Source organism: Brevibacterium sp. FAM 27836 (assembly GCF_051351055.1).
Lineage (GTDB): Bacteria > Actinomycetota > Actinomycetes > Actinomycetales > Brevibacteriaceae > Brevibacterium.
The window spans coordinates 2,601,774-2,628,242 of the sequence record NZ_CP195711.1 but is presented as its reverse complement, the minus strand read 5'-3'; the positions used below and the strand labels follow the sequence as shown (position 1 = coordinate 2,628,242).

The window sequence follows — 26,469 nt, the reverse complement described above, 5'->3', positions numbered from 1 at the left end:
CCGTCGAGTCGACCGGGGAGCTTTCGGTGAAGAAGATCAGAGAACGCGGATGAAGGTGACGTTGCCCATCCAGCTGTAGCTGCGCTTCGAGGTTCCCGAGCCAGGCGAACCGGCATCGTACATCTGTCCGCCACCGGCGTAGATGCCGACGTGGCCGGGGTGCCAGATGAGGTCACCGGGCTTGGCCTCCGACTGGGAGACGACCTGGCCGGCACCCTTCTGCGCGCCGGAGGTGCGGGGCAGGTTCACACCGACGTGGCTGTAGACCCACGAGGTGTAACCGGAGCAGTCCCAGCCGCTCTGCGAGGTGCCGCCCATGACGTAGGGGGTTCCGACGCCCTTGGCTGCCCAGCCGAGGACCTGCTCGGCCTTGGAGCCGTCGATCGATCCGGCATCGGAGCCGGAGTCCTTGGATTCGCTCTTGTCCGAGTCGGACGAACCACTGTTGGCGGTTTCGTTGCTGTCGGAGCCGCTGGTGGAAGCGGCGGTTGCCGTCTCAGAGGGTTCCGGCTTCGGCTCGGGCTTCGGAGCGGCCTCGGCGGTGATGGACTTGCTCTCAACGCCGAACGAGTCGGTCTTCTTCTCGGACTTCTTGTCCTTCGAATCGTCACCGACCGTGACGGTCTGGTTCTGGAATTCGACCTGCTGCGTGTTCTCGGCCTCGGCGGAGACGGCTGCCTGGTCATCGGCGCCCTGTCCGGCGGCGGGCATCACAGCCGCGGTGAGCAGGCCACCGCTGGCAGCAACGACGGCTGCGCGGCGCCCGAAGACACCGGAGTTGGCGTTCAGAAGTTCAGTGAGTTCGGTCAGTGGAGTCTTGACCTTGGCATCTGCGGCGCGGCGGCCATGCTGCTTAGTTGCCACGTTTTCCCTCTCGTACCTATTGGCTTTCCGGGCCAACCGCCACTCTCGGTCCTTGAAATCTCACAGCCAGCGTGGCGTTCGGTTCTCGCTGTGAAGTCGCCATTGCGTGAACGACCTCCACAACTGTAACCAATCGGTGACCCATTGTCACGTTTCTGTCACAACTGCGAGAGGGAAACCGTGATGTTTTCCATAAAAGTCCAGGTCAGAGGCTTAAAAAGTCTTGAAACTTTCGTAACATTCTTCCGTTATACGACGTGCCCCAAGGGGTGGGGAGCCACTCCTTGGGGCACGGATCACAGTCAATTGTAACGACTCGAGACTTGTCGATCGGCGGCGTCGTTACCGCACGTTTGCCGCTTCGTCACCGCTGGTCCGGCCTTGAGCCACCGCTCGTCCTGCTGTTCTTCAACTCGAAGGCAGCTCGTGGTGCCGGACTTCGACCGCGGGGCTGGACTGCGCACTGTCAGGAGTGCGCGGTTGTGACCTGCCGTTCCGGCTACCGTGAGTCGGCCCGCCCGCCGACTCCAATCAGTGAGCCGACTCTAGTCGGTCAGTCGGTCAGCAGATCAGCTGCGGTAGGCGAAGACGTGCGAGGCCGTCTCGAGCGGCAGGTCGAGCACATCCTGTGCGCCGGGGACCTGCACGGTGATGTACTCGCCGTTGCGGGAGATTTCGACTTCGCACTCCGGCAGGACACCGGCGACCTGGAACTGCTGGAGCAGATGGATGTCGACCTGCAGCGGTTCGGCCAACCACGCGATCGTCAGCTTCTTCGCACCATCGCGACCGACGGCGGTGGCGAGGTCGATCACCTCGGTCGTCGGCGAATCCGCGCCTCCGATGACATCGAGACCCGGGATCGGGTTGCCGTAGGGGCCGGAGGAGGTTTCGGGCAGCAGCTGTACGAGCTTGCGCTCGACCTGCTCGCTCATCACATGCTCCCAACGGCAGGCCTCGTCGTGGACGAGTTCCCACTCGAGTCCGACGACATCGGACAGGAGGCGCTCTGCCAGGCGGTGCTTGCGCATGACGTCGGTGGCGATCCGGCGGCCTTCGGGCGTGAGCTCGAGGTGGCGGTCGTTGCCGACGTGAAGCAGCCCATCGCGTTCCATGCGGGCCACGGTCTGCGACACGGTGGGGCCGGAGTGGTCCAGTCGTTCGGCGATTCGAGCGCGCAATGGCACGATCGACTGTTCCTCAAGCTCGATGATCGACTTGAGGTACATCTCAGTTGTATCAATGAGGTCGTTCACTTCTGACCAGCCACTCCACTCTTCGTCTTCAGGTCGTTGCGACCATTTCAGGCGTTGTCACCATTTCGGGTCGTTGCGACCCTGCTCCGGTCCGTGCCCAGGCGAACCCGTTCGCGGCCATTGCGATCTGTCCTAATCCTATCGTGCGTTCAGCATTTCCCGTGAGTCGAGAATCCGCTCCCCCGCGACAACTCAACCGCATGCGTCTCACCCGGCGTTCGTGTAGGTGGTCTTGTGCACGGTGTAGAACTCGCGCGCGGCTCGGGCCTGTTCCCGGGGCCCGTAACTCGATCCCTTCCGACCACCGAAGGATACGTGATAGTCGACACCGGCGGTGGGCGCGTTGACCATGACCATCCCGGATTCGGCATAACGCTTGAAGTGGGCCGAATATTTCAGGGAGGTCGTGAAGATGCCTGCGGACAGCCCGAACTCGGTGTCGTTGGCCACGGCCAGCGCTTCGTCGTAGTCGGCGACTTCGATCACCGAGGCGACCGGCCCGAAGACCTCGTCGACGTTGATCGTGTCGCCGGGTTTCGTTCCCGTGACCAGCGCGGGGGCGAGGAAATATCCGCCGGTGGTCGATTCGACGAGTGTGCCTCCGGTGATCTCTCCGCCTTCGGCCCGGGCTTTATCGATGTAGGCGAGGTCCTGGTCGAGCTGCGTCTGCGAGACCACCGGGCCGATGTCCACTCCGTCTGCGCGGGCGTCACCGACGCTCAGCCCTGCCATCTTGTCCTTGAGCAGGGCGACGAATTCGTCGTGAACGTCGGCGGTGACGATGAGGTGGGACGAAGCGGTGCAGCGTTGCCCGGTCGAGAAGAAGGCCCCGTTGATCGCGGCGTCGGCGGCCGCTTCGAGGTCGGCGTCGCCGAGTACGACGAGCGGGTTCTTCCCGCCCATCTCGCACTGCACCCGGATCTGGTTGGCCGCAGCGGAGGCGATGACCGACCGTCCGACGTGTACGGATCCGGTGAAGGTGAGCGCATCGACCTTCGCCGAGGTGGTCAGAGCGTCCCCGACGACGGAGCCGGGCCCCATGACGAGGTTGAACACCCCCTCGGGCAGTCCCGCCTCGGTGAGGATGTCGGTGAGCGCGTAGGCGCTGGCGGGGACGAGCTCAGCGGGTTTGAACACGACCGTGTTGCCGAAGGCCAGGGCCGGGGCGATCTTCCACGCCGGGATCGCGATCGGGAAGTTCCACGGGGTGATGATGCCGACGACGCCGATGGGTTCGTGGGTCATCTCGGCGATGAGGCCGGGGCGGACGGAGTCGACGATCTCGCCGGTGTTGCGGATGGTCTCCCCGGCGAAGAATTTGAAGATCTGGGCGGCCCGGAGCACTTCGCCCTTGGCTTCGGCGAGTTGTTTGCCCTCTTCCCGGGCGAGCAGATCGCCGAGCTCATCGGCGCGTTCGGCGATGAGGCTGCCTGCCCGATCGAGGATCGCAAAGCGCTGCTGGGCACCGAAGTCGGCCCATGCCGGCGCTGCGTCACCGGCCGCGCGGATCGCTTCGGTCACGGTGGCCGCATCGGCGCGGGCGTAGCGGCCGAGCACATCGGCCGGGTTCGAGGGATTGCGATTGAGACAGCGGTCCTCGCTGCCCACGCGGGTCCCGCCGATGAGGTTGTCGAAGACGGCCTCGGGACCGTACTGGGTGGACTGGGCCATGGACACTCCTTTGTGTGGCTCGGTCATGTGTGGCTGGGTCGTATGTAGCTGGGTCGTGTTCGGCTGGGTCACAAGTCAGCAGCAGGGACTGCCGGGGCGCGGGCCGCGGACTCGCGGTCAGGGGTAGAGTCGCACCGGCGTCCATGCCGAGGCCGCGGAGAGATCCCCGGGTTCGCGGCTGCCGTCGCTGCGGCGGAAGACCCACCTGTCGTGGAACCGGTTCTGCTGGCCCTGCCAGAATTCGATCTCGAACACGCGCACCCGGAAGCCTCCCCAATGGTCGGGCCGCGGTACCTCGCGACCGTCGAACTCGGTGACTGCGGCATCGTATTCGGCCTGCATCTGCTCTCGGCTGGCGGCCGGCTGCGATTGCTTGGAGACGTTCGCGCCGATCTGCGAACCACGGGGGCGCACCGCGAAGTATGCGTCCGAGTCGGCGGGGTCGGCCACCTCGGCGAGGCCGCGGATGCGCACCTGTCGTTCCATGTCATGCCAAGGGAAGTTCACGGCGATCCGGGGATCGTCGGCCAGCTGCCGCCCCTTGGCGGAGTCGTAGTCGGTGAAGAAGAGGAAGCCGCGTTCGTCGAGGCCCTTGAGCAGGACGATTCGCGAGCTCGGACCCCATTCGTCGAGGGTCGACACGGTCATTGCGTTGGGTTCGCGAACGTGGTCGGCCGCCTCGTCGTACCACTGTCGGAACAGTGCCAGCGGTGAGGCGTCCGGGTGTTCGAAGACGCTGGAGTCATAGGACTTCCGGGTCTGCGGCAGGCGATCAACGGGCTCAGTCATGGTTTCACCTTACGACGCGGGACGGACACGCGTCACCGTCGGTCGGGATGCGGGGCTGGTGGGTCCGCGATCGGTCCGTGCTCGTGTTCGGGACTCAGTGAGTGACCACCTGCGTTTCAGGCTCGTGTCCGGGACTCAGCCAGTGTCCGCGTCCGTTCGTCACATGACGGACCGGTGCCGGGCCGTGACCGTGCCCGCCGTAGAATATCGAACGTGACTGCGACGAATATTGAGATCCCGAACGACCTTCTGCCCGCCGACGGACGCTTCGGGTCCGGCCCGGCCCGCATCCGCCCCGCCCAGATCGAGGCCCTGAACTCTGCCGCGGCCGAGGTGCTCGGCACCAGCCACCGACAGGCACCGGTGAAGAACCTCGTCGGCCGCATCCGCTCCGGACTGGCCGACCTGTTCAGCCTGCCCGAGGGCTACGAAGTGGTGCTCGGCAACGGCGGATCCACCGTGTTCTGGGATGTCGCCGCGTTCGGCCTCGTCCGCAGCCGTGCGGCACATGCGACCTTCGGCGAGTTCGGCCAGAAGTTCGCGAAGGCCACCGACACCGCCCCGCACCTCGAATCCTCGCTCATCCTCCAGGCCGAGCCCGGCACCGCGGCGATCCCCTCCCCCGAAGCTCTGGCCTCAGCCGGCGTCGTCACCTCTGCCGCCGAGGCCGCCAGCGGTGACCTCGCCGCTGACTTCTACGCCTGGCCGCACAACGAGACCTCGACCGGTGTCGCCACGACGATCACCCGCCCCGAAGGCATCGACGAGGACGCGCTCGTCGCCATCGACGCCACCTCTGGTGCCGGCGGCCTGGACGTCGACATCGCCGAGACCGACGTCTACTACTTCGCGCCGCAGAAGAACATGGGCTCCGACGGCGGCCTGTGGGTGGCGATCATGTCGCCGAAGGCCATCGCCCGTGCGCAGGAGATCAAGGACTCCGGACGCTGGATCCCGACCTCGCTCGATCTCGTGACCGCGATCGAGAATTCGCGCAAGGACCAGACCTACAACACCCCGGCCGTGGCCACCCTGCTGCTGCTCGCCGAACAGATCGAGTGGATCAACGGAAACGGCGGCCTGCAGTGGGCGACCGAGCGGACTCGTGAGTCCTCCGGCCTCGTCTACGACTGGGCGAATGCCGCCGAGACCGCCCGCCCCTTCGTCACCGAGGCGGCCGACCGGTCCTCGGTCGTGGCCACCGTCGATTTCGATGAGTCCGTCGATGCCGCGGCTGTCGCGTCTGTGCTGCGAGCCAATGGTGTCGTCGATGTCGAGCCGTACCGCAAACTGGGCCGCAATCAGCTGCGCATCGCGACCTTCGTCTCCGTCGACCCGGCCGACGTGCGAGCCCTGCTGGCCTGCATCGACTTCGTCGTCGACGCCCTGAAGTAACTCACCGAGGCTGCGGGGCGTCCCGGCGTTCCAGCATCCCGGTGCCCTCGCGTCCTCGCGTCCCTGCGTCCCTGCGTTCCGGCGACGCACTTCTCGCAATTCCTCCAGTCAGCGCCATAACCTCCCGTTGCACCGGGGCGTTATGGCGCTGACTGTAGGTGATGCATTCGCTTCGAGCTCGCAACCCTGCAGCCCACCAGCTCGCGGGCTGACATCATCAGCCGAAGAAGTGGATGAGCAGCCCGATGCCGTAGGTGATCGAGGCCAGCAGTGCGAGCCCGAGCTCGATGCCCGCGCCGAGGCCGATCGCCTTGATCGATTCCCAGCTCGAATTCCACGCGGTCTTCGCGTCCTTGAGCCGGCCGTATTCGGCGAGGAAGAGACCGAGGACGAAACCGATCGGCAGCCCGAGCACGGGAATGACGAAGAATCCGATGATCGCGAGCACGCCGCCGAGCAGCACCGAGGAATTCGGCACCTGCAGGGTCTTGAGCTTCCGGCCGGTGAGAACGAGCGACGAGCTCATTCCCGCCGCGACGAGGACGGCGACGATGGCGAAGATGATCCAGGCGGTGGGCCCGCCGATGATGATCGCCCAGATGAGGACCGCGATGCCGATGAGGATCGAGCCGGGCAGCACGGGCACGATGATGCCGAGGCAGCCGACGAGGATCGCCAAGCCGACCAGCACCGAGGTGATGATGTCAGTGTTCACAAACCGTCCGTTTCCTGCGCCGAGGTGGTCCCCGGACTGTTCCGAGGTGCCCCTCGGACCGTGCCGAGGTGTCCCCGAACCGCGCCGAGGTGGTCCCCGAAATTCTATGCGACGGACCTCCGTGCCCGCCCAGAGAGTCCCTCAGGGTCGGCCGTGGTAGCTGACATGAAGGCGGATCCGCGACTGCGGATCGCGATGGAGTCGCAGGTCCTTGGCCGTGATCATCCACAGCAGGCCCACGGCGAAGGCGATGATCCCCGAGGCCGCTCCGACGACGAGCGCCATCCGCGGCCCGAAGACGTCCGCAACCCAGCCGGCCAGGGGCGCGCCGATCGGGGTGCCGCCCATGACGACCGCCGCGTAGATCGCCATCACCCGGCCCCGGTAGTTCGCGGCCGTGGTCGTCTGCACGTAGGCGTTGGCCGAGGTCATCATCGTCAGTGAGGCGAACCCGACGAACACGAGCGAGGCGGCGAACAGGTAGTAGTTCGGCATCAGCGAGGCGACTCCGACGGCCAGGCCGAAACCTCCGGCGGCACCGAAGATGAACCGCAGGCGGGGTTTCTCCCGCCGCGCCGAGGCAAGCGCCCCGGTGACCGAACCGATCGCCATCACCGAGTTGAGCAGACCGAATCCGGACGCGTCCTTGCCGAACTCGATCTTCGCCATGGTCGCGGTGTAGATGTTGAAGTTGAATCCGAAGGTCGCGATGATGAACAGCACGACGAGCACGACCGTGATGTCCGGCCGTCGACGCAGATATTTCAGTCCCCCGAGCACACCGCCCTTGCCGCGACGCCCCGAGGGGTGCAGCCGGGATTTGTCGAGCCGGATGAGCACCGTGAGTGTTGCGGCGAATCCGAGGCCGCTGATGAGGAACACGGGGCCGGCACCGATGACGGCGGTGAGCACTCCGGCCACGGCCGGGCCGATCATGCGGGCACCGTTGAACGAGGCCGAGTTCAGGCTCACCGCGTTCGGCAGCAGCTTCTCACCGACGAGTTCGGAGACGAAGGCCTGCCGGGCCGGGTTGTCCAGAGTCGTGAGCATGCCGAGGGTGAACGCGAGCACGTAGACATGCCAGAGCACGATGACATCGGTGATGACGAGGGCGAAGAGAATGAGGCCGATGGTGCCCAGCAGCGCTTGGGTGACCATGAGCAGACGCCGTTTGTCGAACTTGTCGACGAGGTTGCCCGCGAACGGGAACATGATGAGCTGCGGGCCCAGCTGCAGAGCCATTGTCAGTCCCAGCGCCGAGGCGTTGTTGTCGGTGAGCATGGTCAGGACGATCCAGTCCTGCGCCGTGCGCTGCATCCACGTTCCGGTGTTGGAGATCAGGGCACCGGCGAACCAGTGCCGGTAGTTCGGCTCCGACAGCGACCGGAACGTCTGGGACATCGAGTGGTTCAGCCCTCCTGGAACTCGAGTTCGCCGGAGTAGTCGTCGACGACGGCTGCCGCGGGCTCGTGGTTGGGTCTGCGCACATCGGTCTCCGAGTGGGCACCGCAGCCGGATTCGAGTCCGACCACGCGACCGTCGAAGGGCGACCACGCATTGGCGCAGACGCCGAAGGACTTGCGCAGCGAGCCGGCGATCGGCATGAGGTAGCCGCAGCTGCCGCAGTTCGCCGATGCGCGGGAGGCGAATTCGCCCTCGGGTCCGGCGTCCGAATCCGCCCAGCGGCTGGCCGCCGCGGAGAGCCCGTCAGAGGAGAGGACGCGCTCTCGGCCGAGGCCGAACTCGAAGTTCGCGATCTGGTCGACATTGTCGGCCGAATTGTCCTCGGTCTGTTGGAAGCCCGGCTGCAGGTTCGGGTCCTGGTCGAGCTTGGGCAGGGTGTCCCGCGGGCTGAGGTCTCCCGGCTCGAGGCGCTCTTCCCACGGCACCCATTCGGGGGCCGTGAGGGCATCGGGCCCGGGCAGCAGCGCGGTCTCGCAGACCGTGACCTTCTTCGCGCGCGGGGCGCGGGCGAGCACGGCCACCCACCGCCATCCGCGGTAGGTCGGTTCGGTGCACACGAAGTAGTGCGTGACCAAGCGGGTGCCCTCGGCCACGGTTCCCAGGTGTTCGCCGACGGCAGCACTGCCGGCCACCTCGGTGATGGCGGACCGGGCGATGTCGATCGCCGCGGCCAGCTGGGTGTCGAGGACGATCTTCTCCTGGCCCGACCGGGCGCGGCCGGTCTTCACAGCGTTCGTTCCCTTACCTGCGGCGGGTGCGGCAGCGGCCGCGGTCGTCTCTGCCGCCTGTGCGGTGGCCTGTTCGACGTCGCTTTCGGCGGGCGCGGCGGTCTGCCGGGCCAGCCAATCACTGAACAGTGATGACATCAGGACTCCAAATCGTCGGCAATCGCCCGCAGCAGGCTGGCCACCTTGTTCCCGTGCGTCGGGTCCGGGTAACGGCCGTGCTGCAGTCCGTTGTTGAGGTCATCCAATACTTTGATGACATCTTCAACCATAACTGCCATGTCCACGGCCGGACGTCGGCGGGCCTTGGCAACCTTGCCGGGAGTGCTCAGCGGGCGGGCCTTGAGCACCTGTGCTCCGCGGCGGGACTCGACGACGTCGTATTCGAGGCGAGTGCCCTTCGTGACCTCGGCTCCCTCGGGAAGCACGGAGGAGTGGAGGAAGGCCTGGGAGCCGTCCTCGGCGATGACGAAGCCGAAGCCCTTTTCGGCGTCGAACCATTTCACGCGTCCGGTAGGCATGATGTCCTTTCTTCTCGTCTGCCCGCTTGACTCAACGGGCGGTGTCCCGGCTGGTGCGGGCGAGTCTGTTCTCGTCGGTACTGGTCTGGTCGGTATGGGGCGGTGCTGGTCAGTATGAGTCGGTGCCGCAGTGGCTGCGGCAGGTGTGGCAAGTGCGGCGGGGCGGTGTGCATCGGTGACCTCACATGCCGCCGCGGTGGCGGGTGCGGGACCGGGCGGGTCCACGGGTGGGGGCGGCCGCCTCGGCGAGGGTGTCAACCGCGGTGTCTGCTGCTGTGCGGGTGTCGGGCCGGTGCGGGGTTCGGAGCCGAGTTCACGGTTCCGAACTGCCCGGTCGAATTCCTCGGCCGCACCGTCCTCGCCAGGGTGTTGGCGAGCGCCGGGCGATGTGATCGCCGCAGTCGCAGGTGAGCTGCGAGGGTGTCTCCGTCGTTCTGTGCGGTTCCCGGCCGGCCGGTCCCTGCTGGGCGATTCCTGCCGGGCGGTGACCGGTCGGGCAGGTCAGTCGACGTGTGCGCGGCTCATGCCCGACCCCGCCTCGTCTGCGGCTTGGGGAGGAGCGGTGAAATCAGCTGTGGCCCACCTCGGTCTGTCTGCGTCGGTACGCCGCTCGGACCATGGCCACACAGGCCAGAGCGATGGCGATGGGCACGAGGATCATGGGCAGGAATGTGAGGAACGAGCTCGGGGTCAGCCCCATCCACGCCTGTCCGAGGACACCGATGAGGCCGAGCGCCCCGACGGCTGCGGCGACAACCGCGGCGACGACTATGGTCGTGTCGACTCGAGTGGCTGACAATGCGCGTCCTTCCTGACGGTCCGTGGGCTCAGCCCAGTTCCTGTTCTGCCCTCCATTGTACCCCTCGCGATAGACTGATCTGCGATGTCAATGACCTTCAGCCAGTGGCTGTCCCACAGTGCAGATGCCGAGTTCGAGTCCTTCGTCCGGACCCGACGCGACCTCCTCCAACCCGAGTCACCGACGATCCCTGCGCTGGCCGCGGCCGCATCCTCCCGCATCGGGGTCTCCCGCGGCATCGAGGCCCTCGACGCGGAGACCCTCGAAGTCTTCATTGCCCTGGCCAAGGCGGCCCGAACGGCGCCGGAGATCCCGGTCGCGGACAATCCCCACTTCGACCCCGTCCGCACCGAGGCGGCTCTGCCCCGACTGCGCGACCTCGGCCTGGCCTGGCCGACCACTGAGGCCGGCGCTTCGGCCGGGGACGCGTCCCTGCTGGAGAGGCACCCTGTCTGGAAGATCCAGTCCGAGGCGATCACTCTGCTGCCGACCTCGGCAGCGGAATCCGCCCGCGCCCACCCGTGGCAGATCGACCCGGCCACGATCGATGCGAGCACGGCTGCGATCGGCCAGCCGCTCATCCACAACAGCGAGCAGGCCGCCGTCGCCGAGGTGATCTCGTCCCTGCGCGGCCTCGTCGACGAGCTCGCCGCCGCCCCCATCTCCCGGCTGACCAGCGGCGGAATCTCGAAACGGGATGTGTCTCGGCTCGCCCGCACCCTCGATCTGGGGCTCGAGCAGACGATCACGCTGCTGCTGGCCGCGAAGTCGCTGCACCTCATCGGGGTCCTCGATGATGCGCTCGACCCGCAGTGGACGGCCGCCGACGATGCCGACTCCGTGCTCGCCGGCGACCGGGCCGAACTGTGGGCGGGACTGGTCTCCGCGTGGCTGCGTGAGTCCCTCGACGTCACGCAGCTGGCGGCCGGGGCGAGTGAGAACGAACGCCTCACGGTGCTCGCGACTCCGAAGAAGGCGCTGTTCAAGGGCTACGCCCAGTCCGTGCCGGCGATGCCGCTGCTGCGCGTGACCGTCCTCTCCGTCCTCCACGACATCGGTCTGGGCATGACCCGGTCGGCGCAGTGGATCCACGCGGAGGTGCTGCGTCGGCGCCCGCTGCTGCAGGCACATGGGTCCGCCATGACCGAGGCGGTGCTCCACACATGTGTGAACCTGGGCCTGGCGACGACTCCCCTGCAGCAGCCCGACCATTTCGGGCCGAGCCGATTCGGTCTGCGCCTGGCCGCGGGGCTCGAACGGGCGATGGTCGAGCATGCGAAGCAGGATCCCTCGATCGCGCCGCTGGGCGTCGCCGTCGAGGCTCTCGAGGTGCCCGGAGACGTCATCGCTGCGGTCACCGAGGGGCTCGGGCGGGAAGTCGATACGGTGCTCATCCAGTCCGACCTCACGGCGGTGGCGACGGGGCCGATCGAACCCCGAGTCCACCACATCCTGCGCAGGTACGCCGTCGTCGAGGCGCGTGGTCAGGGCACGGTGTACCGCATCGATGCCGAGACGATCGAAGACACGATGCAGGCGGGGCTCACCCCGGAGGAGGCGCTGAGCGAGCTCGCCGAGATCAGCGCCGAGGAGCTGCCGTCGACCTTGGACTTCCTCGTGAAGAACACCGCCTCGAAGCTGCGGCGGGTCCGAGTGGCGGGTGCCCGCGCCGTGCTCGTCGTCGATGACCCGGTCGACCTCGACGTCATCGTCTCCGATCAGACGATGCTGCCGGCCGGTCTCGAACGGCTGGCCCCGACGGTCGCGATCTCTCAGCTCGGACCGGAGCGGACGATGCACCTGCTCGAGGCCGGGGGTCATCATGCGCTGCTGCATTCGGCGGCCGGACCGGTGCGCAAGCGGAGGGTGATCACTCAGTCGGAGCCCGAGGTGAGCGTGCGGCGACGTCCGCGCGTCACGGACGGCCACCTCGGCGAATACATGCGGATTCTGCGTTCGGCCCCGGCGGGGCTGCCGGAGTCGGTGAGCACCGACGAACCGCTGGGGCACATGGATCTGCTGCGGGAGGCGGCCGAGGCGAAGAAGCGGGTGCTCATCCGGATCGCGGATTCGCAGGGCCACGAGCGCAGCATCGAGATGCTGCCGGCCACGCTCAACGCCGGGCGAGTGCGCGGAACGGTGACGTCGACGGGCGCCGAGGCGTCCCTGTCGATCGCCCGCATCGTCTCCGTCACCCCCGCAACCACCCCCTAATTGCTACCCGACGGCGGCCCAGCAACCTGGCGCGAGGTTGCTGGGCCGCCGTCGGGTAGTTCTGGGAGGGAACAATCGGGGCGGGGGACGTGTTGTCCTCTCTGGTGTCATGGCACTTCGGGAATGGGAGTTTGAATGAATGGTCCGCTGATCGTGCAGTCCGATCGGACTGTGCTGCTGGAATCGGGGCACCCCCTCGCCGTCGAGGCGGCCGTGGCGATCGCCCCGTTCGCGCAGCTGTCACGGACCCCCGAATACATCCACACCTATACGATCACCCCGCTGGGCCTGTGGAACGCCCGAGCCAGCGGTCACGACGCGGAATCCGTCGTCGACGTGCTCCTCGAGTTCGCAAAGTACCCGGTCCCGCATGAGCTCCTCGTCGATATCGTCGACATCATGGACCGCTTCGGCGTGCTCACCCTCATCGACCATCCGATCCACGGGCTCACGCTGACCTCGACGGAGACGGGGCTGCTCGACGAGCTGCACGGCCAACCCGATCTCGTCGGAAAATTCGGCAAACGCATCGATGACGAGTCTGTCCTCGTCCACCCCTCGGAGCGTGGTGAGCTCAAGCATGCGCTGCTGCAACTGGGTCATCCGGTCTCCGACCACGCCGGCTACGTCGACGGCGAAGCCCACGAGATCGCGCTCTCCGATGACGCCCACGGCGGGCAGTGGCATCTGCGCGATTATCAGAAGCAGGCCATCGACCAGTCCCTGTCCGGTGAGTCCGGCGTCGTCGTACTGCCGTGCGGAGCGGGTAAGACGATCGTCGGGGTGGCCACGATGTCCCGGGTGCAGACGACGACGCTCATCCTCGTGACGAACTCGGTCTCGGCCAGGCAGTGGAAGGATGAGATCCTGCGGCGGACGACGCTGACCGAAGACGAGGTCGGCGAATACTCGGGTTCGACGAAGGAGATCCGCCCGATCACCATTGCCACCTACCAGGTGCTCACCACGCGACGGAAGGGCTCCTACCTCCACCTCGAGCTGCTCGACGCGAAGGACTGGGGGCTGGTCATCTACGACGAGGTGCACCTGCTGCCGGCACCGATCTTCCGACTCACCGCGAGCCTGCAGGCCCGCCGTCGTCTCGGCCTGACCGCGACCCTCGTGCGCGAGGACGGTCGGGAGGATGAGGTGTTCTCCCTCATCGGTCCCAAGCAGTACGAAGTGCCGTGGAAGGAACTCGAACGGCTGGGCTACATCGCCTCGGCGGCCTGCCATGAGGTGCGTGTGCGTCTCGACGGGGGAACCCGCACCGCCTACGCCCGCGCCGACGGCGAAGACCGGTACCGGCTGGCCGCGACCTCGGACGCGAAGCTGCCGATCGTGTCCGAACTCGTCGCCGACCACCCCGGTGCGCAGATCCTCGTCATCGGCCAGTACCTTGATCAGCTCGAGGAGATCGGCGCCGAGCTCGGCGCGCCCGTCCTCACCGGGCACACCCCGGAGTCCCAGCGCCAGGAGCTGTTCCGCGAGTTCCGGTCCGGGGACATCCCCGTCCTCGTGGTGTCGAAGGTCGCGAACTTCTCCGTGGATCTGCCGGCCGCCTCGGTGGCGATCCAGGTCTCCGGAGCCTTCGGCTCACGGCAGGAGGAGGCTCAGCGGCTCGGACGGATCCTGCGCCCGAAGGAAGATCAGGGTTCGGCGACGTTCTACACCGTGGTGGCCGCCGACACCGTCGACGAACACTTCGCCGCCCAGCGCCGCCGCTTCCTCACCGAGCAGGGCTACAGCTACAGCATCGAGGTCCGCTGAGCGACGCACGCGCACCCGACCCGCCTCCGACCCCAGAACTACTTGACGACGGCCCAGCAACCTCGCGCAAGGTTGCTGGGCCGTCGTCGGGTAGCAATTGGTGGGGTCTCAGACGTGCTGTAGGTCGGTGTCCGCTGCGGTGCCTGCCTCGGACTTCGCGACGATCTGGCGGCGGGCGACGCGGCGGGCCAAGCGGGCCTCGCCCCATTTGATGAAGCCGACGCCGCCGAGGATGAACACACCGCCGAAGAGCTGGATCGGCGCCGGCATCTCGAAGAGCACAAGCCAGGCGACGATGACGGAGAACGGCACCTCGACGAGGTTGACGAACGACCCGACGGTCGCGCCGACATAGCGCAGACCGAGGATTCCGGTGATGTAGGCCCCGACGGTGAAGACGACGATCATCGCCATCGGCACGACCCACGACATCGACACTCCACCGAAGTCCACGTCGCCGGTCACCGCGCCCCACGGCATGACGCCGACGGCCACGATGAGCGACATCGCCAAGGCTCCGATGCCCATGCCCAGCCCGGTCAGCGCGACCGGCGGAATCGTGATCGTATCCTTCGCGGAGACGAGGAAATAGCTGGCCAGACACACAGCCGCGGCCATGGCCATGACGGCGCCGATGATGCTGATCGACGATCCGCGCAGGTTGAGCACCAGCAGCAGACCGACCATCGAGACGAGGACTCCGATGAACGTCACGGTCGCCGGACGGGTCCGCGTCCGCGCCCAGATCCAGAAGACGATGAGCATCGGAGCCGTCATCTCAAGCAGCAGCGCCACGGCCACGGTGAGGTGCTCGACGGCGACGAAGTAGAACCCCTGCACGCCGGCCATCGACACCAGACCGTAGGTGACGACGGTGCGCCAGTGCGTGAGCACCTCGCCCCACCGTCCGTGCAGGGCGATGAGGCTGGGGATGAGCAGCAGGACCGCGGAGCCGGCCAAACGGATGAGCACGACCGCGCCCGGGGTCCACCCGATCGCGTACATCGTCTTTGCGATCGGCCCGGACACCGCGAAGAAGAACGCGGAGGCAAGCGTGAGCAGGAACCCTACGACGACGGTGCGACTCATTCTTGACCTCCTGAAGGGACGAAACGTTTGTGGATCGGTTGGTTCGGACGGCGGGACTCCCCACCGGGGTGGTGCGATGGACGAGCATCCCCTCGCCGAGGCGGCTCGACGTGAGCATGCTCGGCTCGCCGAGGCGGCTCGACGTGGGCGTCGCCGTGCCCGTGCGATGCCCGGCCGTGCGCGTCGTTGTCGGGCACCGATGATCGTGTGGTTTCAGTATCGGCCCCGAATTTGAAATGAGTCAAATGCATTTTGGTGCTTACATGGTGTGGCAGAATGGTTCCCGCTATGGCCTTCATCTACGACATTCGCGCGAATCTCACGATGCTCGTCGACCTCCTCAACACCTCCGGGGACGTCGCCGTCGACGGCGACGAGCTGACGACAGCCGCACAACTCCGCGAATTCGCGGCTCGCCACGACTTCTCCGGGCCCCTGACGGCCACGAGGAGCGACGTCGAGGAGACGCTGCGACTGCGAGCGCGGTTCGCCGCCGCACTGGACTCGAGCATCGACGCGGAGGGCGAAGACGCGGTCGAAACGGCGACTTCGGCGGTCGTCGATGAGATCAATCTCACACTGAGCGACTCGGGTTCCGTGCCGCAATTGGTCAAACACGACAACTGGGACTGGCACCTGCACGCCACGGGCGCGCAGGCTAGTCTCGCCGACCGGGTCGCCGCCGATGTCGCCCTCGTCCTCATCGACCTCATCCGCTCCGGAGACCTCGATCGGCTGGGCCGCTGCGCCGCCGAGGACTGCCGCGCCTATCTGGCCGACTTCAGCCGCAATCGCTCGAAGCGCTTCTGCGACACCGGCAACTGCGCCAATCGCACCCATGTCGCAGCGTTTCGCGCCCGGCAGACCGAATCAGACTGAGGCACACAGCCATGTCACTGCAGCCCCTGCCGATCACCGGCCTCCGGAAACTGGCCTGCGGCTTGGCCGGCATCATCGCCACGACGAGCATGGCGGTCGGCTTCGCCCTCTCACCAATGACCGTTCTGCTGACCATCCCCGGCGAGAAGCTCAGCGCGAACCTTCCCCTCTTCGGCATCACTCTCGCGGCGACGCTCGCGTTCATCCTCATCGGGCAGGTGCTCATCCGCGCCGCGCTCGGTCGGTTCCGCACCGGGGGCAGCCTCGCACGATTCTTCCGCTATCAGCTGGCGGCCATCGGCTTCGGCGCCGGACTGGGCCTCTGCTTCACCCCTGCCACGCTGTCGGCACCACCCGGGTGGTGGGTCGCCTCCATCATCGCGGGCGTCGCACTCTGCCTTCTGTCGCTGCTGGCGTTTCGCGGCACCCGTCGCTCAGTCCTGCACAGCCCAACTCATCCGAACATCACGTTGACCGAAGGCATCGTGGTCGACCACTGGTGGGGCGCGCTCCCTCAAGGCGCGACCGCGCAGTTGGCGACCGTCCAGTTCGTCGACGAGTCCGGCCACGCGAGGTTCACCCGACACCTCGTCCAGCAGAGCCTGACGATGCTCGGCACCATGGGTCAGGTGCAGTACGACCGCCGCTTCCCGCACCGCGTTCGGCGCTTCAGCATCCCGACCAGGCGCTCTCCCAGATAGAGTCGCACTCCCTCCGGACCGCGGCGAAGATTTCTGACCTCGAGCTGACCGCAGCCATCTTTTTCGCTGAAATCACCCCATGATTCCTGAGAACGATGGCTCCGATCGGGATCGAAATCGACTTTTCTGAGAGTTTTCCTGTGAGGCGCTTCACATTCACGTTCAGGAGACCTCCAGCCCACTCCCAGAAATGGCCCTCAGACTGGTCACATGACTACAGCACAGAACGATGCCGACATCGAAGCCACCCTGCTCGTTGTCGATGATGAGCCCAATATCCGCGAACTCCTGTCGACCAGTCTCCGCTTCGCCGGCTTCGACGTCGTCTCCGCCGCAAACGGCGCCGAGGCACTGCGTCTGGCCGAGCAGACCGACGTCGACCTCCTCGTCCTCGACGTCATGCTCCCGGACATGGACGGCTTCACCGTGACCCGCCGTCTGCGCCAGATCGGCATGAACGCTCCCGTCGTGTTCCTCACCGCCCGTGACGACACCTCGGACAAGATCACCGGTCTGACCGTCGGCGGTGACGACTATGTGACGAAGCCCTTCAGCCTCGAAGAGGTCGTGGCCCGCATCCGCGCCGTCCTCCGCCGCACCCGCAACCTCGAGGACGAAGAGAACGCCGTCATCGTGGCAGGCGACCTCGAACTCGACGACGACACACATGAGGTCCGCCGTTCCGGCATCCTCATCGACCTCTCCCCCACCGAGTTCAAGCTGCTGCGCTATCTCATGCTCAACACGAACCGCGTGCTGTCGAAGTCGCAGATCCTCGACCATGTGTGGGAGTACGACTTCGGCGGGGACACCGGAATCGTCGAATCCTATATCTCCTACCTGCGTCGCAAGATCGACATCACCCCGGAGACCGACGCCGCCGGCCACCCGGTCGAGATGGAGTGGACTCCGATGATCCAGACCAAGCGCGGGGTCGGCTACATGCTGCGCACACCGGAATCCAAGTAGTCGTCCAAGCAAGGACGATAGATTACATACGTGGCAAAAGAATCCCGTCCCACCCGTCCCGGCTTCTGGGAAGAATGGTCTCTGACCACCAAGCTGCTGGCCATCATGATGCTGCTCATGCTGCTCGTCCTCACGGGGACGAGCGCGTGGGTGTTGGAGAACCTGCGCGACAGCCTCGTCCAGCGCACCGATGAACGTCTCATCAGCGCGTCCGAGACCCTGGCGAAGCAGGCCTACCGTGATGTGTTCCAGCCGGCCGAACTCCAGTCCGGTTCGGGCGATGACAGCGCCGAGGATGCGCCGTCGTCGACGACGATCGATTCGAATTCCTGGGATCAGCTCAAGAGCCTCCTGCCGGGCGGCTTCTATGTGCAGTTCTACGACACGGACGGCGATCCGATCCGCGATCCCGTCGCCCCGGAGCCGCAGAATCAACCGATCCTTCCGAAGATCGACGAGAAGGAAGTCTATGCCCGGGCCGGCGAGCCCTTCACCGTGGCCGGGACGAGTTCGCAGTGGCGGGCTCGAGCGATGAAGGTGAAGAACACCGACGTGCTCGTGTCCATCGCCGTGCCCTTCGACCGCGAGGTCGACAACATCAACGAACGCGCCCGCAACACGATGATCGGCATCGGGCTGCTGGCTCTGGCGATGGTCGCCGGCGTCGGCTATTGGGCGATCAACAACACGTTCCGGCCGCTGCGCGACATCGAGAAGACCGCGTCGCGGATCGCCGCCGGTGATCTCTCGCAGCGGGTGCCCAGCTATCCGCGCAACACGGAGCTCGGGCGCCTGTCGGCGGCGCTGAACACGATGCTCGGACGCATCGAGGACTCCTTCGACGGGCAGACGCGGTCGGAGAAGCGCATCCGCCAGTTCGTCTCCGACGCCTCACACGAGCTGCGCACTCCCCTGGTGACCATCCGCGGCTATGCGGAGCTGTACCGACAGGGCGCGATCACGAAGTCCGAGGACGTCGCGAATGCGATGGAGCGGATGGAGTCCGAGGCCAAGCGCATGGGTGTGCTCGTCGACGATCTCGTCGTGCTCGCCCGTCTCGATGAGCAGCGTCCCGCCGAGATCGGTCCCATCGACCTGCACAAGGTCGTCCGTGATGCCGCTGCCGATGCGGCCGCACAGGCCCCGGATCGCGACATCAGCTTCATCGGACTCGATGGTGAGGATGCGCGTCCGGTGCCGATGATTCGCGGTTCCGAATCGAAGATCCGCCAGGTCATCGTCAATCTCGCCGGCAACGCGGTGCGCCACACCCCCGAGCACGCCGCGATCGAGTTCGCCGTCGGCGTCGTCGGCCTCCCCGAGACCACCGATACCGGCGGTGCGGACAGCGGAGAGATCCGAGAAGGCGCGGCCAAGGGCCAGAACGGTCGCAGCGGGGCAAAGGAGAAGCCGCGTGAGCGCGGTTTCGTCACCGGCGGGGTCCGCATCTTCCGCCGAGGCGACTCCACCGGCAGCGACCAAGCAGACACCCAACCCACCCCACAGACCGATCCGCAATCGGCCCCGCAGACCGGACCCCAGCAGGCCGCCCGACCGACAACGCCGTCCGGTGCCCAGGCGGGAGACCGGCCCGGCGCGCAGACGGGTGAACCGTCGACGGCGCAGACAGGTGCGTCGGAGCCGGCGGGCATCGTGCCCGATGTCACGGCGGCCGGCTCGATCACGGTCGATGATTCGCTGCGCGGGTTCCCCAACGGCCGGGTCCGCTTCGAGGTCCGCGACCACGGAGACGGCATCGACCCCGAGGCGGTGCCGCGGATCTTCGAACGCTTCTACCGTCTCGACGTCTCCCGGACCCGGGACACCGGCGGTTCAGGTCTGGGCCTGTCGATCGTCAAGGCGATCGTCGAGAACCATCACGGCGCGATCTCCGTGCACGAAACTCCGGGCGGCGGTGCGACCTTCCGCATCGACCTGCCCATCTCCGAATCCGGCGGCCCCAATGCGGACACACGAAAGGACGAGCGATGAGCGACAACAGCAATCCCCAGAATCCGGATGAGGGATCCACCGAGGGCCGTCGTGGGCCGAGCGCCGGCGGCCACCGGGGATCGTCTGCGGAGGTTCCGCGCACCTTTCCCAACGCGTCGCAGTCCTCCGGACCGGCCCGGGTCAGCCCACCGGTGACCCCGCCGGAACGTCGCCCCGACTACGCCCCCACTCAGGCGCAGAACCCTGTGGACGACGCTTCTCGCCGAGGCGGCCCGTCGTCCCAGCCGCCCGCCGGCCCCCAGTACGGCCCCGCTCAACACCAGGGCTCCGCGCAGCAGCAGAACTCGCCCTACCAGCAGCAGTCAACGCCCTACGGTCAGGGCGACCGGCGGCCCGCCCCCGGGCATCAGCCCGGCACTCAGCAACCCGGCTATCCGCAGCCCGGCACTCAGCAGCCGGGCTATCCGCAGTCCGGCACCTATCAGCAGGCTTCCTCCCAGCCGGCGTCCTCCCCGCAGCCGAATTCCCAGCATCCGAACTATCAGGAGCAGGGCGGCGGGCAGCCCCACCCCCACGGTGCTCAGTACGGGGGTGCTCAGTACGGGGGTTCTCAATACAGCGGATCGCAGCACGGTGGAGCCCCGCAGCCCGACGAACCGGGGGCCGCGCAGACGACCCCGGCCTACGCCGCCCCAGGAGCTCCGCAGACAGGCGTCGGCTCCCAGCCGATGAACCCCTCCGGTCAGCCGGGATTCTACGGTGGACCGGGAGGCTCGGGGCCGTACGGGCCCGAGCAGCCGCCTCGGCGAGAGAAGAGAGGACCCGGCTGGGGTGCGACGATCGCGATCGCGGCCATCGCCGCCCTCCTCGGTGGCGGTGCCGCGTTCGGCGGCAACTATGCGCTCTCGGCGCTGCAGGGCGAGGAGCCGCGCAAGGTCGCCGAACAGACGATCGAAACGCCGGACTGGACCCAGGTGGCGGAGCAGACTTCGGAGAGCGTGATGTCGATCCAGGTCGGTGCCGGCGGCCAGGTGGAGGGTCTGGGTTCGGGTGCCCTCTATGACGATCAGGGCCACGTCATCACGAACAACCACGTCGTCGCTCCTGCGGACACCCCGGACGGAGAGATCGCCGTGACGATGAAGAACGGTGAGACGACGAAGGCGAAGATCGTCGGCCGCGACCCATCGACGGATATCGCCATCATCAAACTCGAACAGGTCCCCGACGGCGTGAAACCGTTGGACGTCGGTGATTCGAAGAAGCTGTCCGTCGGCGATCCGGTGATGGCGCTGGGCAACCCGCTCGGGCTCGCCGATACGGTGACCACGGGCATCGTCTCCGCCCTCGACCGGCCGGTGTCGACGGAGAACATCGGTGAGGATGCGACCTCGCAGGAGAAGGAGCTGACGATCACGAATGCCATCCAGACGGATGCGGCGATCAACCCGGGCAACTCCGGTGGTCCGCTCGTCAACGGCGATGGTGAGTTCATCGGCGTGAACTCGGCCGCGGCATCACTGAGCCAGGCCGGCGAAGGACAGCAGTCGGGATCCATCGGCATCGGCTTCGCGATCCCCGCCAACCAGTCGGTGATGATCGCCGACCAGCTCATCGCCAACGGCAAGGCTCTGCACCCGTTCCTCGGCATCACACTGACAGACGGGCACATCAACAGCGGCGGCATCACCCGCGGCAGCGCCAAGGTGCAGTCCGTCCAGGGCGGATCACCTGCGGCCAAGGCCGGCATCAAGGACGGCGACGACATCGTCGAGGTGGCCGGAACCAAAGCGAACAACGCCATCGCCCTGCGCGCGCTCGTCCGCGCCCAGCCGGTGAACTCGCCCGTCGAGGTCACCGTGGTGCGCGGCGGTCAGGAGCAGAAGCTCGATGTGACGCTCGTGTTGAAGTAGTCGCGATCGGTTCGAGACGGGCCGCGACTCGGGCACACGGACCTGAGGATCGCGCCGCGACTCGACCACGACGAGGGTGTGGACGGCCGACGGCTGTCCACACCCTCTCCCTGTGCCCTTGGCGCCCGTTGACCGCGCGATGACACTGGCCTCAACCCTGCCGACCGCCGCGGGGAATCACTGACCATGAGGAGTCATCATGAGCTTCGAAGTCGACGCCGAACGCGTCCAATCCGCCGCCACCGCCACCGCGGGCACCTCCCGCAACCTCGTCTCCGAGTCCGACACGATGCTGCGCAACCTGCTGGCACTTCAGGAATGCTGGCGCGGCAGTGCCGCCCAGAACTTCCAGGCCGTGATCAACCAGTGGCAATCCGCGCAGAAGCAGCTGATGGAGTCACTGAACTCCATCCACGGTGCCCTCAACACCGCGGCCCGCCAATACTCCGAAGTGGAAGCCGCGAACTCGCGCCTCTTCGCTCCGTGAGAAACGACTGTTTCGCTGCGTGAGAAGCGGCTGCGCTCCCGCAGCTGAGGCCACCGCACGTCTGGTGCAGATCCCTGCCATCACGCGGTCGAAGTCTCCTTGTACTCGTGGCCGGCATCTGGCAAACTATCAGCCTTTCTTAGTAGGCTGAGAGCGATAGTTCGCGGCGGTGTTGGCCAAGAATCTCCGGATGGGAGTGGATCGGCTCGGCAGCGTCGGGTCAAACCAATGCAGGAGTCGACTACGGATGAGCATCTTCCAACGGATCGCGACGATCTTCGGCGCCAAGGCCAACAAGGCTCTGGACAAGGCCGAGAACCCCAACGAAACCCTTGACTATTCGTACCAGAAGCAGCTCGAACTGCTGCAGAAGGTGCGTCGCGGCGTCGCCGACGTCGCGACCAGTCGCAAACGTCTCGAACTTCAGATCAACCAGCTCGAACAGCAGCAGGACAAGCTCTCCGGTCAGGCCCAGAAGGCCATGGAGATCGGGCGTGAGGACCTCGCTCGCGAGGCACTGACCCGCAAGTCCGGACTCACCCAGCAGATCACCGATCTGCAGTCCCAGCACGAAGGACTCCAGGGCGAGGAGCAGAAGCTCACGCTCGCCTCCCAGCGCCTCCAGGCCAAGGTCGACGCCTTCCGGACGAAGAAGGAGACCCTCAAGGCGACCTACAACGCCGCCGAGGCGCAGTCGAAGATCGGTGAGGCCTTCTCCGGCATCTCCGAGGAGCTCGGAGACGTCGGCATGGCCGTCCAGCGTGCCGAGGACAAGACCGCTTCGCTGCAGGCTCGCGCCGGTGCCGTCGATGAGCTGCTCGCCTCGGGCGCCCTCGAAGATGTCACGGGCACGGCCAAGGACGACATCACCTCTCAGCTCGACGCGCTGTCGAGCGACAGCGATGTCGAGGTGGAGCTCCAGCGGATGCGCGAGTCCCTGCCGGCCGGTTCGGAGAAGGAGCAGAAGTCGCTCGAGGGTGAGGAGCAGCAATGATCATCCGCATCATGGGCGAGGGTCAGTACGACGTCAACAATGTCGACCAGGACCTGCTCCAGAAGTACGACAACCAAGTCGAAGCCGCCGTGGCTGCCGGTGATGAACAGGCCGCTCGGACCGCGCTTTCGGCCCTGCACGACTACGTGACCGGCAACGGTCAGCCGGTCGCCGATGACTACCTCGGTTCGTCCGAGGCCGTCATCCCCTTCGTCGACGCCACACTGGCCGAGATCGCCGAGCTGCTCACCGGTGAGGGCTTCATCCCCGATCCGGCCTGAACAGCAGAATCGTCCACCGATGCACCCGGCCCATCGTCTTCGATTGAGATGATGGGCCGGTTCTGACATACCCAGAGAGGAACTACGATGAAGAGTCGCTTCGTCAAAGACAACGGATTGACCATGCGGATGGGATGGACGATCTTCCTCAACGGGCTCATCTATGTCATCCTCATCCTCGCCATCTGGTGGATGTTCGGCGGAAGCGTCTCCGGCGTCATCATCGCCGTGCTCATCAGCGCCGGCGCCTTCTTCTTCCAGTGGTACTTCTCCGACTCGATCGCGATGAGAGCGATGGGTGCCAAGGAGGTCAGCCCCGAAGAGGCACCCGAACTGCACACGCTCGTCGATCGGCTCTGCCAACTCTCCGACGCGACCAAACCGCGAGTGGCGGTGTCGAACTCGGCCATCCCCAACGCCTTCGCCACCGGCCGCTCACCGGAGCGCTCGGTCGTGTGCGTCACCCGCGGCCTGTTGGAGAAGCTCAACCGCGAAGAGGTCGAAGTCGTGTTGGCCCATGAGCTCTCCCACGTCGCTCACCGCGACGTCACAGTGATGACGGTTGCCGGAGTCACCGGAGTCGTCGCCGCTCTGATGATGCGCGCCGGGTACTACATGAGCTTCGGGCGCTCGAACAACAACAGCAACGGCGTTCCCATCCAACTGCTGTTCATCCTCGTCGGTGCCGTTGTCTACGGTCTGTCCTTCGTCCTCATCCGCAGCCTCTCACGCTACCGCGAGCTTGCCGCCGACCGCGCCGCAGCCATCCTCACCGGCGCCCCCTCGACGCTGGCCTCGGCGCTGACGAAGCTCAGCGGAGACATGAGCAAGATCCCGGAGAAGGACCTGCGCTCTTCCGCCTCGGCGAACCACTTGGCGCTCATTCCGGCCATCAGCGGCAAGGCCGCGTTCGGTCAGCTCTTCTCCACCCACCCGTCACTCGAAAAGCGTCTGGAACAGCTGTCGAAGATCTCCGCGCAGCTCTCCCGCCCTGAGTGACCCTCCACCGCACCACTCGCGACCACACCACCCCCGAACTAGGAGTTCCATGGGCTTCTTCGACGCACTGCTCGGCCGCACCAAACCGAAGCGCGCCAACCTCGACGACCTCTTCGCACTGCCGCCTGCCGCGCTGACCCTGCAAGCGGCCACCGGCTTCACCCCGACCGGAGTCGGCGCTGTTGCCTTCCGTCAGGTCGAAGGAGCCGCGTTCCAGTCGGCGGAGTCCGAAAGCGTCGCCCTCATCGGTTCCGACCCGGCCGCCTCGGTGCGACAGGAGAACGACGGCTATGGGTTCACCTGGCAGGTCGTGTCAGATGAGAACGCCGAGGTGGTCAACCTCGTGACGAACATCCACGCCGTGAACTCGGCGCTGGTCAGCCAGGGCTTCGACACGATGCTGCTGTGCACCACCGCGTACTTCGTCCACCCCGACGGACGCCGGATGGCACTGGTCTACCAGTACAAGCGCGGCACCTTCTACCCCTTCGTGCAGTTGGGGCCGAAGCAGCGGGACAACCCCTTGGAGATCCAGGTCAAGGGGGTCCTCTCCGGCGAGCTGCCCTTCGAAGAGGATACGTCGAACTGGTCGGCGCTGTGGGACGCCCCGGGTATGAACGACACTCCAGGCGCTCCCGAGCTGCAGTAGGCATTTCAGCTGCAGTAGGCAGTCCCAGTCCGAAGGCAGGGTCCCGTCCGAGCGCTGGGTCCAGTCCGAAGGCAGGGTCCCGTCCGAGCGCAGGGTCCCTAAGGACAGACAGTTGGAGGGCGTCCCCGCGGGGACGCCCTCCATTCACATGAGAAACTAGTCTTCCAGACAGGTTCGTCGGGTCCGGCTGTCTGCTCGTCAAACCGGTTCGTCGGGTCCGGCTGTCCGCTCGTCAGGCAGGTTCGTCCGGCCCGTCAGGCGAGTTCGTCAGTCCTGTTCGGCACTGATCTCGATGACTTCGCCGAGAGCTTCGACGCGATCGCCGGGGCGGATCGTCGCACCGCGGCGGGTCTCGACCTCACCGTTGACGGTGACCTCACCGTCGGCGATCATGTCCTTGGCCATGGCACCGTGTTCGGCCACGCCGTGGAGTTTGAGCAGCTGACCGAGCTTGATGGACTCGCCGCGGATGTCGATCGTATCCATCAGAAGTCGAATCCTCCGAAGTCGAAGCCGCCGCCGTCGCCGCCGAACAGGCCGCCGCCGTCACCGCCGTCGCCTCCGAAGAAGCCACCGCCGTCACCGCCGCCCATGTCTCCTCCGGCGTCGCCCATGTCTCCTCCGTAGGCACCGTCCCAGCCGCCGCCCATTCCGCCGAAGAGCATGGCGCCCATGAGAACGCCCGGCAGCAGACCGGAACCGGCATAGGAGTTGAAGTAGCCGCGGTTGTATTCGGCATAGGCCGGACCGGCCTCCCAATAGGCGCGGCGGGTGTGTCCGTCACCGGTGACGACCTTGCGCACCATCGGTTCGGCACCGACAGCCACGCGTTCGGCGTCTGCGGCGCACACGGGCACGGGGCGCAGCTGGCCTCCGGCCGGAGCCCAGTCGATGTCCTCGACCGAGGGTCCGTGCTGCGGATTGAAGAAGCAGGGCGGTCGACGCACGGGAAGGGGTTCGCCTTCGACCCGGGCACGCACGCACTTCGCGGCATAGCGGCCGTCCTCGAGCGCCTCGGTGACGTGCCGGATATCGGTGGGCTCGTCGACCTTCGCGAGAGTCTCCTTGGCGATGTCGTAGGAATCCAGCGCCTGCTTGTAGTCCTGTGCCCCACCCGTGTCGAGGTCGACTCCCGCGGTGATGAGATCGAGTTCTGCGACCTCTTCCCCGAACGAGGTGACGTCCTCTTCGGCGGTCTTCTTCACCTGCTGAAGTTCGGCGGCGTGCAGTTCCCGCTGACGCTGCTTCTCCTTACGGTGGCCGACGAAGAATACTGCCCCGAGAACCACGAGCAGCAATAGGAATACCGTACTCACGATCTATGCCTCCCCGGCTGTCTATGTCCTCGAACAGTATGCCTGACTAATCTGAC

The 26,469-nt window shown here is 66.3% G+C and carries 25 protein-coding genes; 13 read left to right on the top strand and 12 right to left on the bottom strand.

All coding sequences use genetic code 11. The features are described 5' to 3' along the window. Positions 1-36: 36 nt before the first annotated feature. The 4 genes from ACSE4D_RS11735 to pdxH form a co-directional block, all read right to left on the bottom strand. Positions 37-864, bottom strand: a complete 828-nt coding sequence (locus ACSE4D_RS11735) for a C40 family peptidase (protein ID WP_425120219.1) — start codon at positions 862-864, stop codon at positions 37-39. 569 nt (positions 865-1,433) lie between these two features. Next, positions 1,434-2,120 (bottom strand): metal-dependent transcriptional regulator, encoded by a 687-nt coding sequence (locus tag ACSE4D_RS11730; protein WP_135539106.1) that lies wholly within the window; start codon positions 2,118-2,120, stop codon positions 1,434-1,436. 207 nt (positions 2,121-2,327) lie between these two features. Further along, positions 2,328-3,791 (bottom strand): aldehyde dehydrogenase family protein, encoded by a 1,464-nt coding sequence (locus tag ACSE4D_RS11725; protein ID WP_436325992.1) that lies wholly within the window; start codon positions 3,789-3,791, stop codon positions 2,328-2,330. 117 nt (positions 3,792-3,908) lie between these two features. Then, positions 3,909-4,580 carry a pyridoxamine 5'-phosphate oxidase gene (gene pdxH, locus ACSE4D_RS11720; protein WP_425120221.1) on the bottom strand — a complete coding sequence of 224 codons (672 nt, stop codon included), beginning with the start codon at positions 4,578-4,580 and terminating at the stop codon, positions 3,909-3,911. Between the two features lie 213 nt (positions 4,581-4,793). Between pdxH and ACSE4D_RS11715 the strand changes: the two genes are divergently transcribed. Next, positions 4,794-5,975, top strand: coding sequence for an aminotransferase class V-fold PLP-dependent enzyme (locus ACSE4D_RS11715; RefSeq protein WP_425120222.1), 1,182 nt, complete (start codon positions 4,794-4,796; stop codon positions 5,973-5,975). A 217-nt stretch (positions 5,976-6,192) separates the two neighbouring features. On the opposite strand, the gene ACSE4D_RS11710 is transcribed toward ACSE4D_RS11715, so the two are convergent. The 5 genes from ACSE4D_RS11710 to ACSE4D_RS11690 form a co-directional block, all read right to left on the bottom strand. Beyond that, complete coding sequence (locus ACSE4D_RS11710; protein ID WP_135539113.1) at positions 6,193-6,690, bottom strand: DUF456 domain-containing protein; 498 nt, start codon at positions 6,688-6,690, stop codon at positions 6,193-6,195. Positions 6,691-6,831: 141 nt separating this feature from the next. Beyond that, positions 6,832-8,091 carry an MFS transporter gene (locus tag ACSE4D_RS11705; RefSeq protein ID WP_425120223.1) on the bottom strand — a complete coding sequence of 420 codons (1,260 nt, stop codon included), beginning with the start codon at positions 8,089-8,091 and terminating at the stop codon, positions 6,832-6,834. A gap of 8 nt (positions 8,092-8,099) precedes the next feature. Next, the gene (locus tag ACSE4D_RS11700) at positions 8,100-9,020 is read right to left on the bottom strand and encodes a DUF3027 domain-containing protein (protein WP_425120224.1); all 921 of its coding nucleotides are present in this window, start codon (positions 9,018-9,020) and stop codon (positions 8,100-8,102) included. Then, positions 9,020-9,400, bottom strand: coding sequence for a cold-shock protein (locus ACSE4D_RS11695; protein WP_135539119.1), 381 nt, complete (start codon positions 9,398-9,400; stop codon positions 9,020-9,022). Before ACSE4D_RS11695 ends, ACSE4D_RS11700 begins: the two co-directional genes overlap by 1 nt. A 568-nt stretch (positions 9,401-9,968) precedes the next feature. Further along, on the bottom strand, positions 9,969-10,199 hold the full coding sequence (locus ACSE4D_RS11690) for a hypothetical protein (protein ID WP_135539121.1): 231 nt from the start codon (positions 10,197-10,199) through the stop codon (positions 9,969-9,971). 84 nt (positions 10,200-10,283) lie between these two features. Here ACSE4D_RS11690 and ACSE4D_RS11685 point away from each other — a divergent pair, with 84 nt between their 5' ends. Together ACSE4D_RS11685 and ACSE4D_RS11680 are read left to right on the top strand one after the other, a co-directional pair. Next, positions 10,284-12,413, top strand: coding sequence for a helicase-associated domain-containing protein (locus tag ACSE4D_RS11685; RefSeq protein WP_436325991.1), 2,130 nt, complete (start codon positions 10,284-10,286; stop codon positions 12,411-12,413). Positions 12,414-12,548: 135 nt separating this feature from the next. After that, on the top strand, positions 12,549-14,183 hold the full coding sequence (locus ACSE4D_RS11680) for a DNA repair helicase XPB (RefSeq protein WP_135539122.1): 1,635 nt from the start codon (positions 12,549-12,551) through the stop codon (positions 14,181-14,183). 108 nt (positions 14,184-14,291) lie between these two features. On the opposite strand, the gene ACSE4D_RS11675 is transcribed toward ACSE4D_RS11680, so the two are convergent. Next, positions 14,292-15,272 carry an EamA family transporter gene (locus ACSE4D_RS11675; protein ID WP_436325990.1) on the bottom strand — a complete coding sequence of 327 codons (981 nt, stop codon included), beginning with the start codon at positions 15,270-15,272 and terminating at the stop codon, positions 14,292-14,294. 288 nt (positions 15,273-15,560) lie between these two features. Here ACSE4D_RS11675 and ACSE4D_RS11670 point away from each other — a divergent pair, with 288 nt between their 5' ends. From ACSE4D_RS11670 to pspAB, 10 genes are all read left to right on the top strand, one after another. Next, positions 15,561-16,151, top strand: a complete 591-nt coding sequence (locus ACSE4D_RS11670; RefSeq protein ID WP_135539126.1) for a CGNR zinc finger domain-containing protein — start codon at positions 15,561-15,563, stop codon at positions 16,149-16,151. Between the two features lie 11 nt (positions 16,152-16,162). Next, positions 16,163-16,852: a hypothetical protein gene (locus ACSE4D_RS11665; protein ID WP_436325989.1), complete on the top strand. Its 690-nt coding sequence runs from the start codon at positions 16,163-16,165 to the stop codon at positions 16,850-16,852. Positions 16,853-17,062: 210 nt separating this feature from the next. Further along, on the top strand, positions 17,063-17,821 hold the full coding sequence (locus ACSE4D_RS11660) for a response regulator transcription factor (protein WP_135539130.1): 759 nt from the start codon (positions 17,063-17,065) through the stop codon (positions 17,819-17,821). A 30-nt stretch (positions 17,822-17,851) separates the two neighbouring features. Continuing rightward, entirely contained in the window at positions 17,852-19,813 is a 1,962-nt protein-coding gene (locus ACSE4D_RS11655; protein ID WP_436325988.1) for an ATP-binding protein, read from the top strand. Then, positions 19,810-21,687 carry a trypsin-like peptidase domain-containing protein gene (locus tag ACSE4D_RS11650; RefSeq protein ID WP_436325987.1) on the top strand — a complete coding sequence of 626 codons (1,878 nt, stop codon included), beginning with the start codon at positions 19,810-19,812 and terminating at the stop codon, positions 21,685-21,687. The genes ACSE4D_RS11655 and ACSE4D_RS11650 overlap by 4 nt, the downstream gene beginning before the upstream one ends. A gap of 199 nt (positions 21,688-21,886) precedes the next feature. Further along, positions 21,887-22,174, top strand: coding sequence for a WXG100 family type VII secretion target (locus ACSE4D_RS11645; protein ID WP_436325986.1), 288 nt, complete (start codon positions 21,887-21,889; stop codon positions 22,172-22,174). A gap of 247 nt (positions 22,175-22,421) precedes the next feature. Continuing rightward, positions 22,422-23,168, top strand: coding sequence for a PspA/IM30 family protein (locus ACSE4D_RS11640; protein ID WP_426937107.1), 747 nt, complete (start codon positions 22,422-22,424; stop codon positions 23,166-23,168). Then, the gene (gene pspAA, locus ACSE4D_RS11635; protein WP_135539139.1) at positions 23,165-23,449 is read left to right on the top strand and encodes a PspA-associated protein PspAA; all 285 of its coding nucleotides are present in this window, start codon (positions 23,165-23,167) and stop codon (positions 23,447-23,449) included. The genes ACSE4D_RS11640 and pspAA overlap by 4 nt, the downstream gene beginning before the upstream one ends. Before the next feature lie 87 nt (positions 23,450-23,536). Beyond that, positions 23,537-24,448 (top strand): zinc metalloprotease HtpX, encoded by a 912-nt coding sequence (gene htpX / locus ACSE4D_RS11630; RefSeq protein WP_135539141.1) that lies wholly within the window; start codon positions 23,537-23,539, stop codon positions 24,446-24,448. A gap of 49 nt (positions 24,449-24,497) precedes the next feature. Then, entirely contained in the window at positions 24,498-25,097 is a 600-nt protein-coding gene (pspAB, locus tag ACSE4D_RS11625; RefSeq protein ID WP_135539143.1) for a PspA-associated protein PspAB, read from the top strand. 267 nt (positions 25,098-25,364) lie between these two features. Here the strand turns inward: pspAB and ACSE4D_RS11620 are convergent, their stop codons facing one another. Further along, entirely contained in the window at positions 25,365-25,583 is a 219-nt protein-coding gene (locus tag ACSE4D_RS11620; protein WP_425119917.1) for an RNA-binding S4 domain-containing protein, read from the bottom strand. Further along, a complete protein-coding gene (locus ACSE4D_RS11615) occupies positions 25,583-26,413 on the bottom strand; it encodes a hypothetical protein (protein WP_436325985.1) in 831 nt (276 codons plus the stop codon). The genes ACSE4D_RS11620 and ACSE4D_RS11615 overlap by 1 nt, the downstream gene beginning before the upstream one ends. Between the last annotated feature and the right edge of the window lie 56 nt (positions 26,414-26,469).

What these genes read in the sequence shown, in the direction of transcription:
- ACSE4D_RS11725 (WP_436325992.1), bottom strand. Translation starts at nt 3,791, where the DNA reads ATGGCCCAGTCCACCCAGTACGGTCCCGAGGCCGTCTTCGACAACCTC.
- pdxH (WP_425120221.1), bottom strand. Translation starts at nt 4,580, where the DNA reads ATGACTGAGCCCGTTGATCGCCTGCCGCAGACCCGGAAGTCCTATGAC.
- ACSE4D_RS11705 (WP_425120223.1), bottom strand. Translation starts at nt 8,091, where the DNA reads ATGTCCCAGACGTTCCGGTCGCTGTCGGAGCCGAACTACCGGCACTGG.
- ACSE4D_RS11700 (WP_425120224.1), bottom strand. Translation starts at nt 9,020, where the DNA reads ATGTCATCACTGTTCAGTGATTGGCTGGCCCGGCAGACCGCCGCGCCC.
- ACSE4D_RS11695 (WP_135539119.1), bottom strand. Translation starts at nt 9,400, where the DNA reads ATGCCTACCGGACGCGTGAAATGGTTCGACGCCGAAAAGGGCTTCGGC.
- ACSE4D_RS11685 (WP_436325991.1), top strand. Translation starts at nt 10,284, where the DNA reads ATGTCAATGACCTTCAGCCAGTGGCTGTCCCACAGTGCAGATGCCGAG.
- ACSE4D_RS11680 (WP_135539122.1), top strand. Translation starts at nt 12,549, where the DNA reads ATGAATGGTCCGCTGATCGTGCAGTCCGATCGGACTGTGCTGCTGGAA.
- ACSE4D_RS11675 (WP_436325990.1), bottom strand. Translation starts at nt 15,272, where the DNA reads ATGAGTCGCACCGTCGTCGTAGGGTTCCTGCTCACGCTTGCCTCCGCG.
- ACSE4D_RS11670 (WP_135539126.1), top strand. Translation starts at nt 15,561, where the DNA reads ATGGCCTTCATCTACGACATTCGCGCGAATCTCACGATGCTCGTCGAC.
- ACSE4D_RS11665 (WP_436325989.1), top strand. Translation starts at nt 16,163, where the DNA reads ATGTCACTGCAGCCCCTGCCGATCACCGGCCTCCGGAAACTGGCCTGC.
- ACSE4D_RS11660 (WP_135539130.1), top strand. Translation starts at nt 17,063, where the DNA reads ATGACTACAGCACAGAACGATGCCGACATCGAAGCCACCCTGCTCGTT.
- ACSE4D_RS11650 (WP_436325987.1), top strand. Translation starts at nt 19,810, where the DNA reads ATGAGCGACAACAGCAATCCCCAGAATCCGGATGAGGGATCCACCGAG.
- ACSE4D_RS11645 (WP_436325986.1), top strand. Translation starts at nt 21,887, where the DNA reads ATGAGCTTCGAAGTCGACGCCGAACGCGTCCAATCCGCCGCCACCGCC.
- ACSE4D_RS11640 (WP_426937107.1), top strand. Translation starts at nt 22,422, where the DNA reads ATGAGCATCTTCCAACGGATCGCGACGATCTTCGGCGCCAAGGCCAAC.
- pspAA (WP_135539139.1), top strand. Translation starts at nt 23,165, where the DNA reads ATGATCATCCGCATCATGGGCGAGGGTCAGTACGACGTCAACAATGTC.
- htpX (WP_135539141.1), top strand. Translation starts at nt 23,537, where the DNA reads ATGAAGAGTCGCTTCGTCAAAGACAACGGATTGACCATGCGGATGGGA.
- pspAB (WP_135539143.1), top strand. Translation starts at nt 24,498, where the DNA reads ATGGGCTTCTTCGACGCACTGCTCGGCCGCACCAAACCGAAGCGCGCC.
- ACSE4D_RS11620 (WP_425119917.1), bottom strand. Translation starts at nt 25,583, where the DNA reads ATGGATACGATCGACATCCGCGGCGAGTCCATCAAGCTCGGTCAGCTG.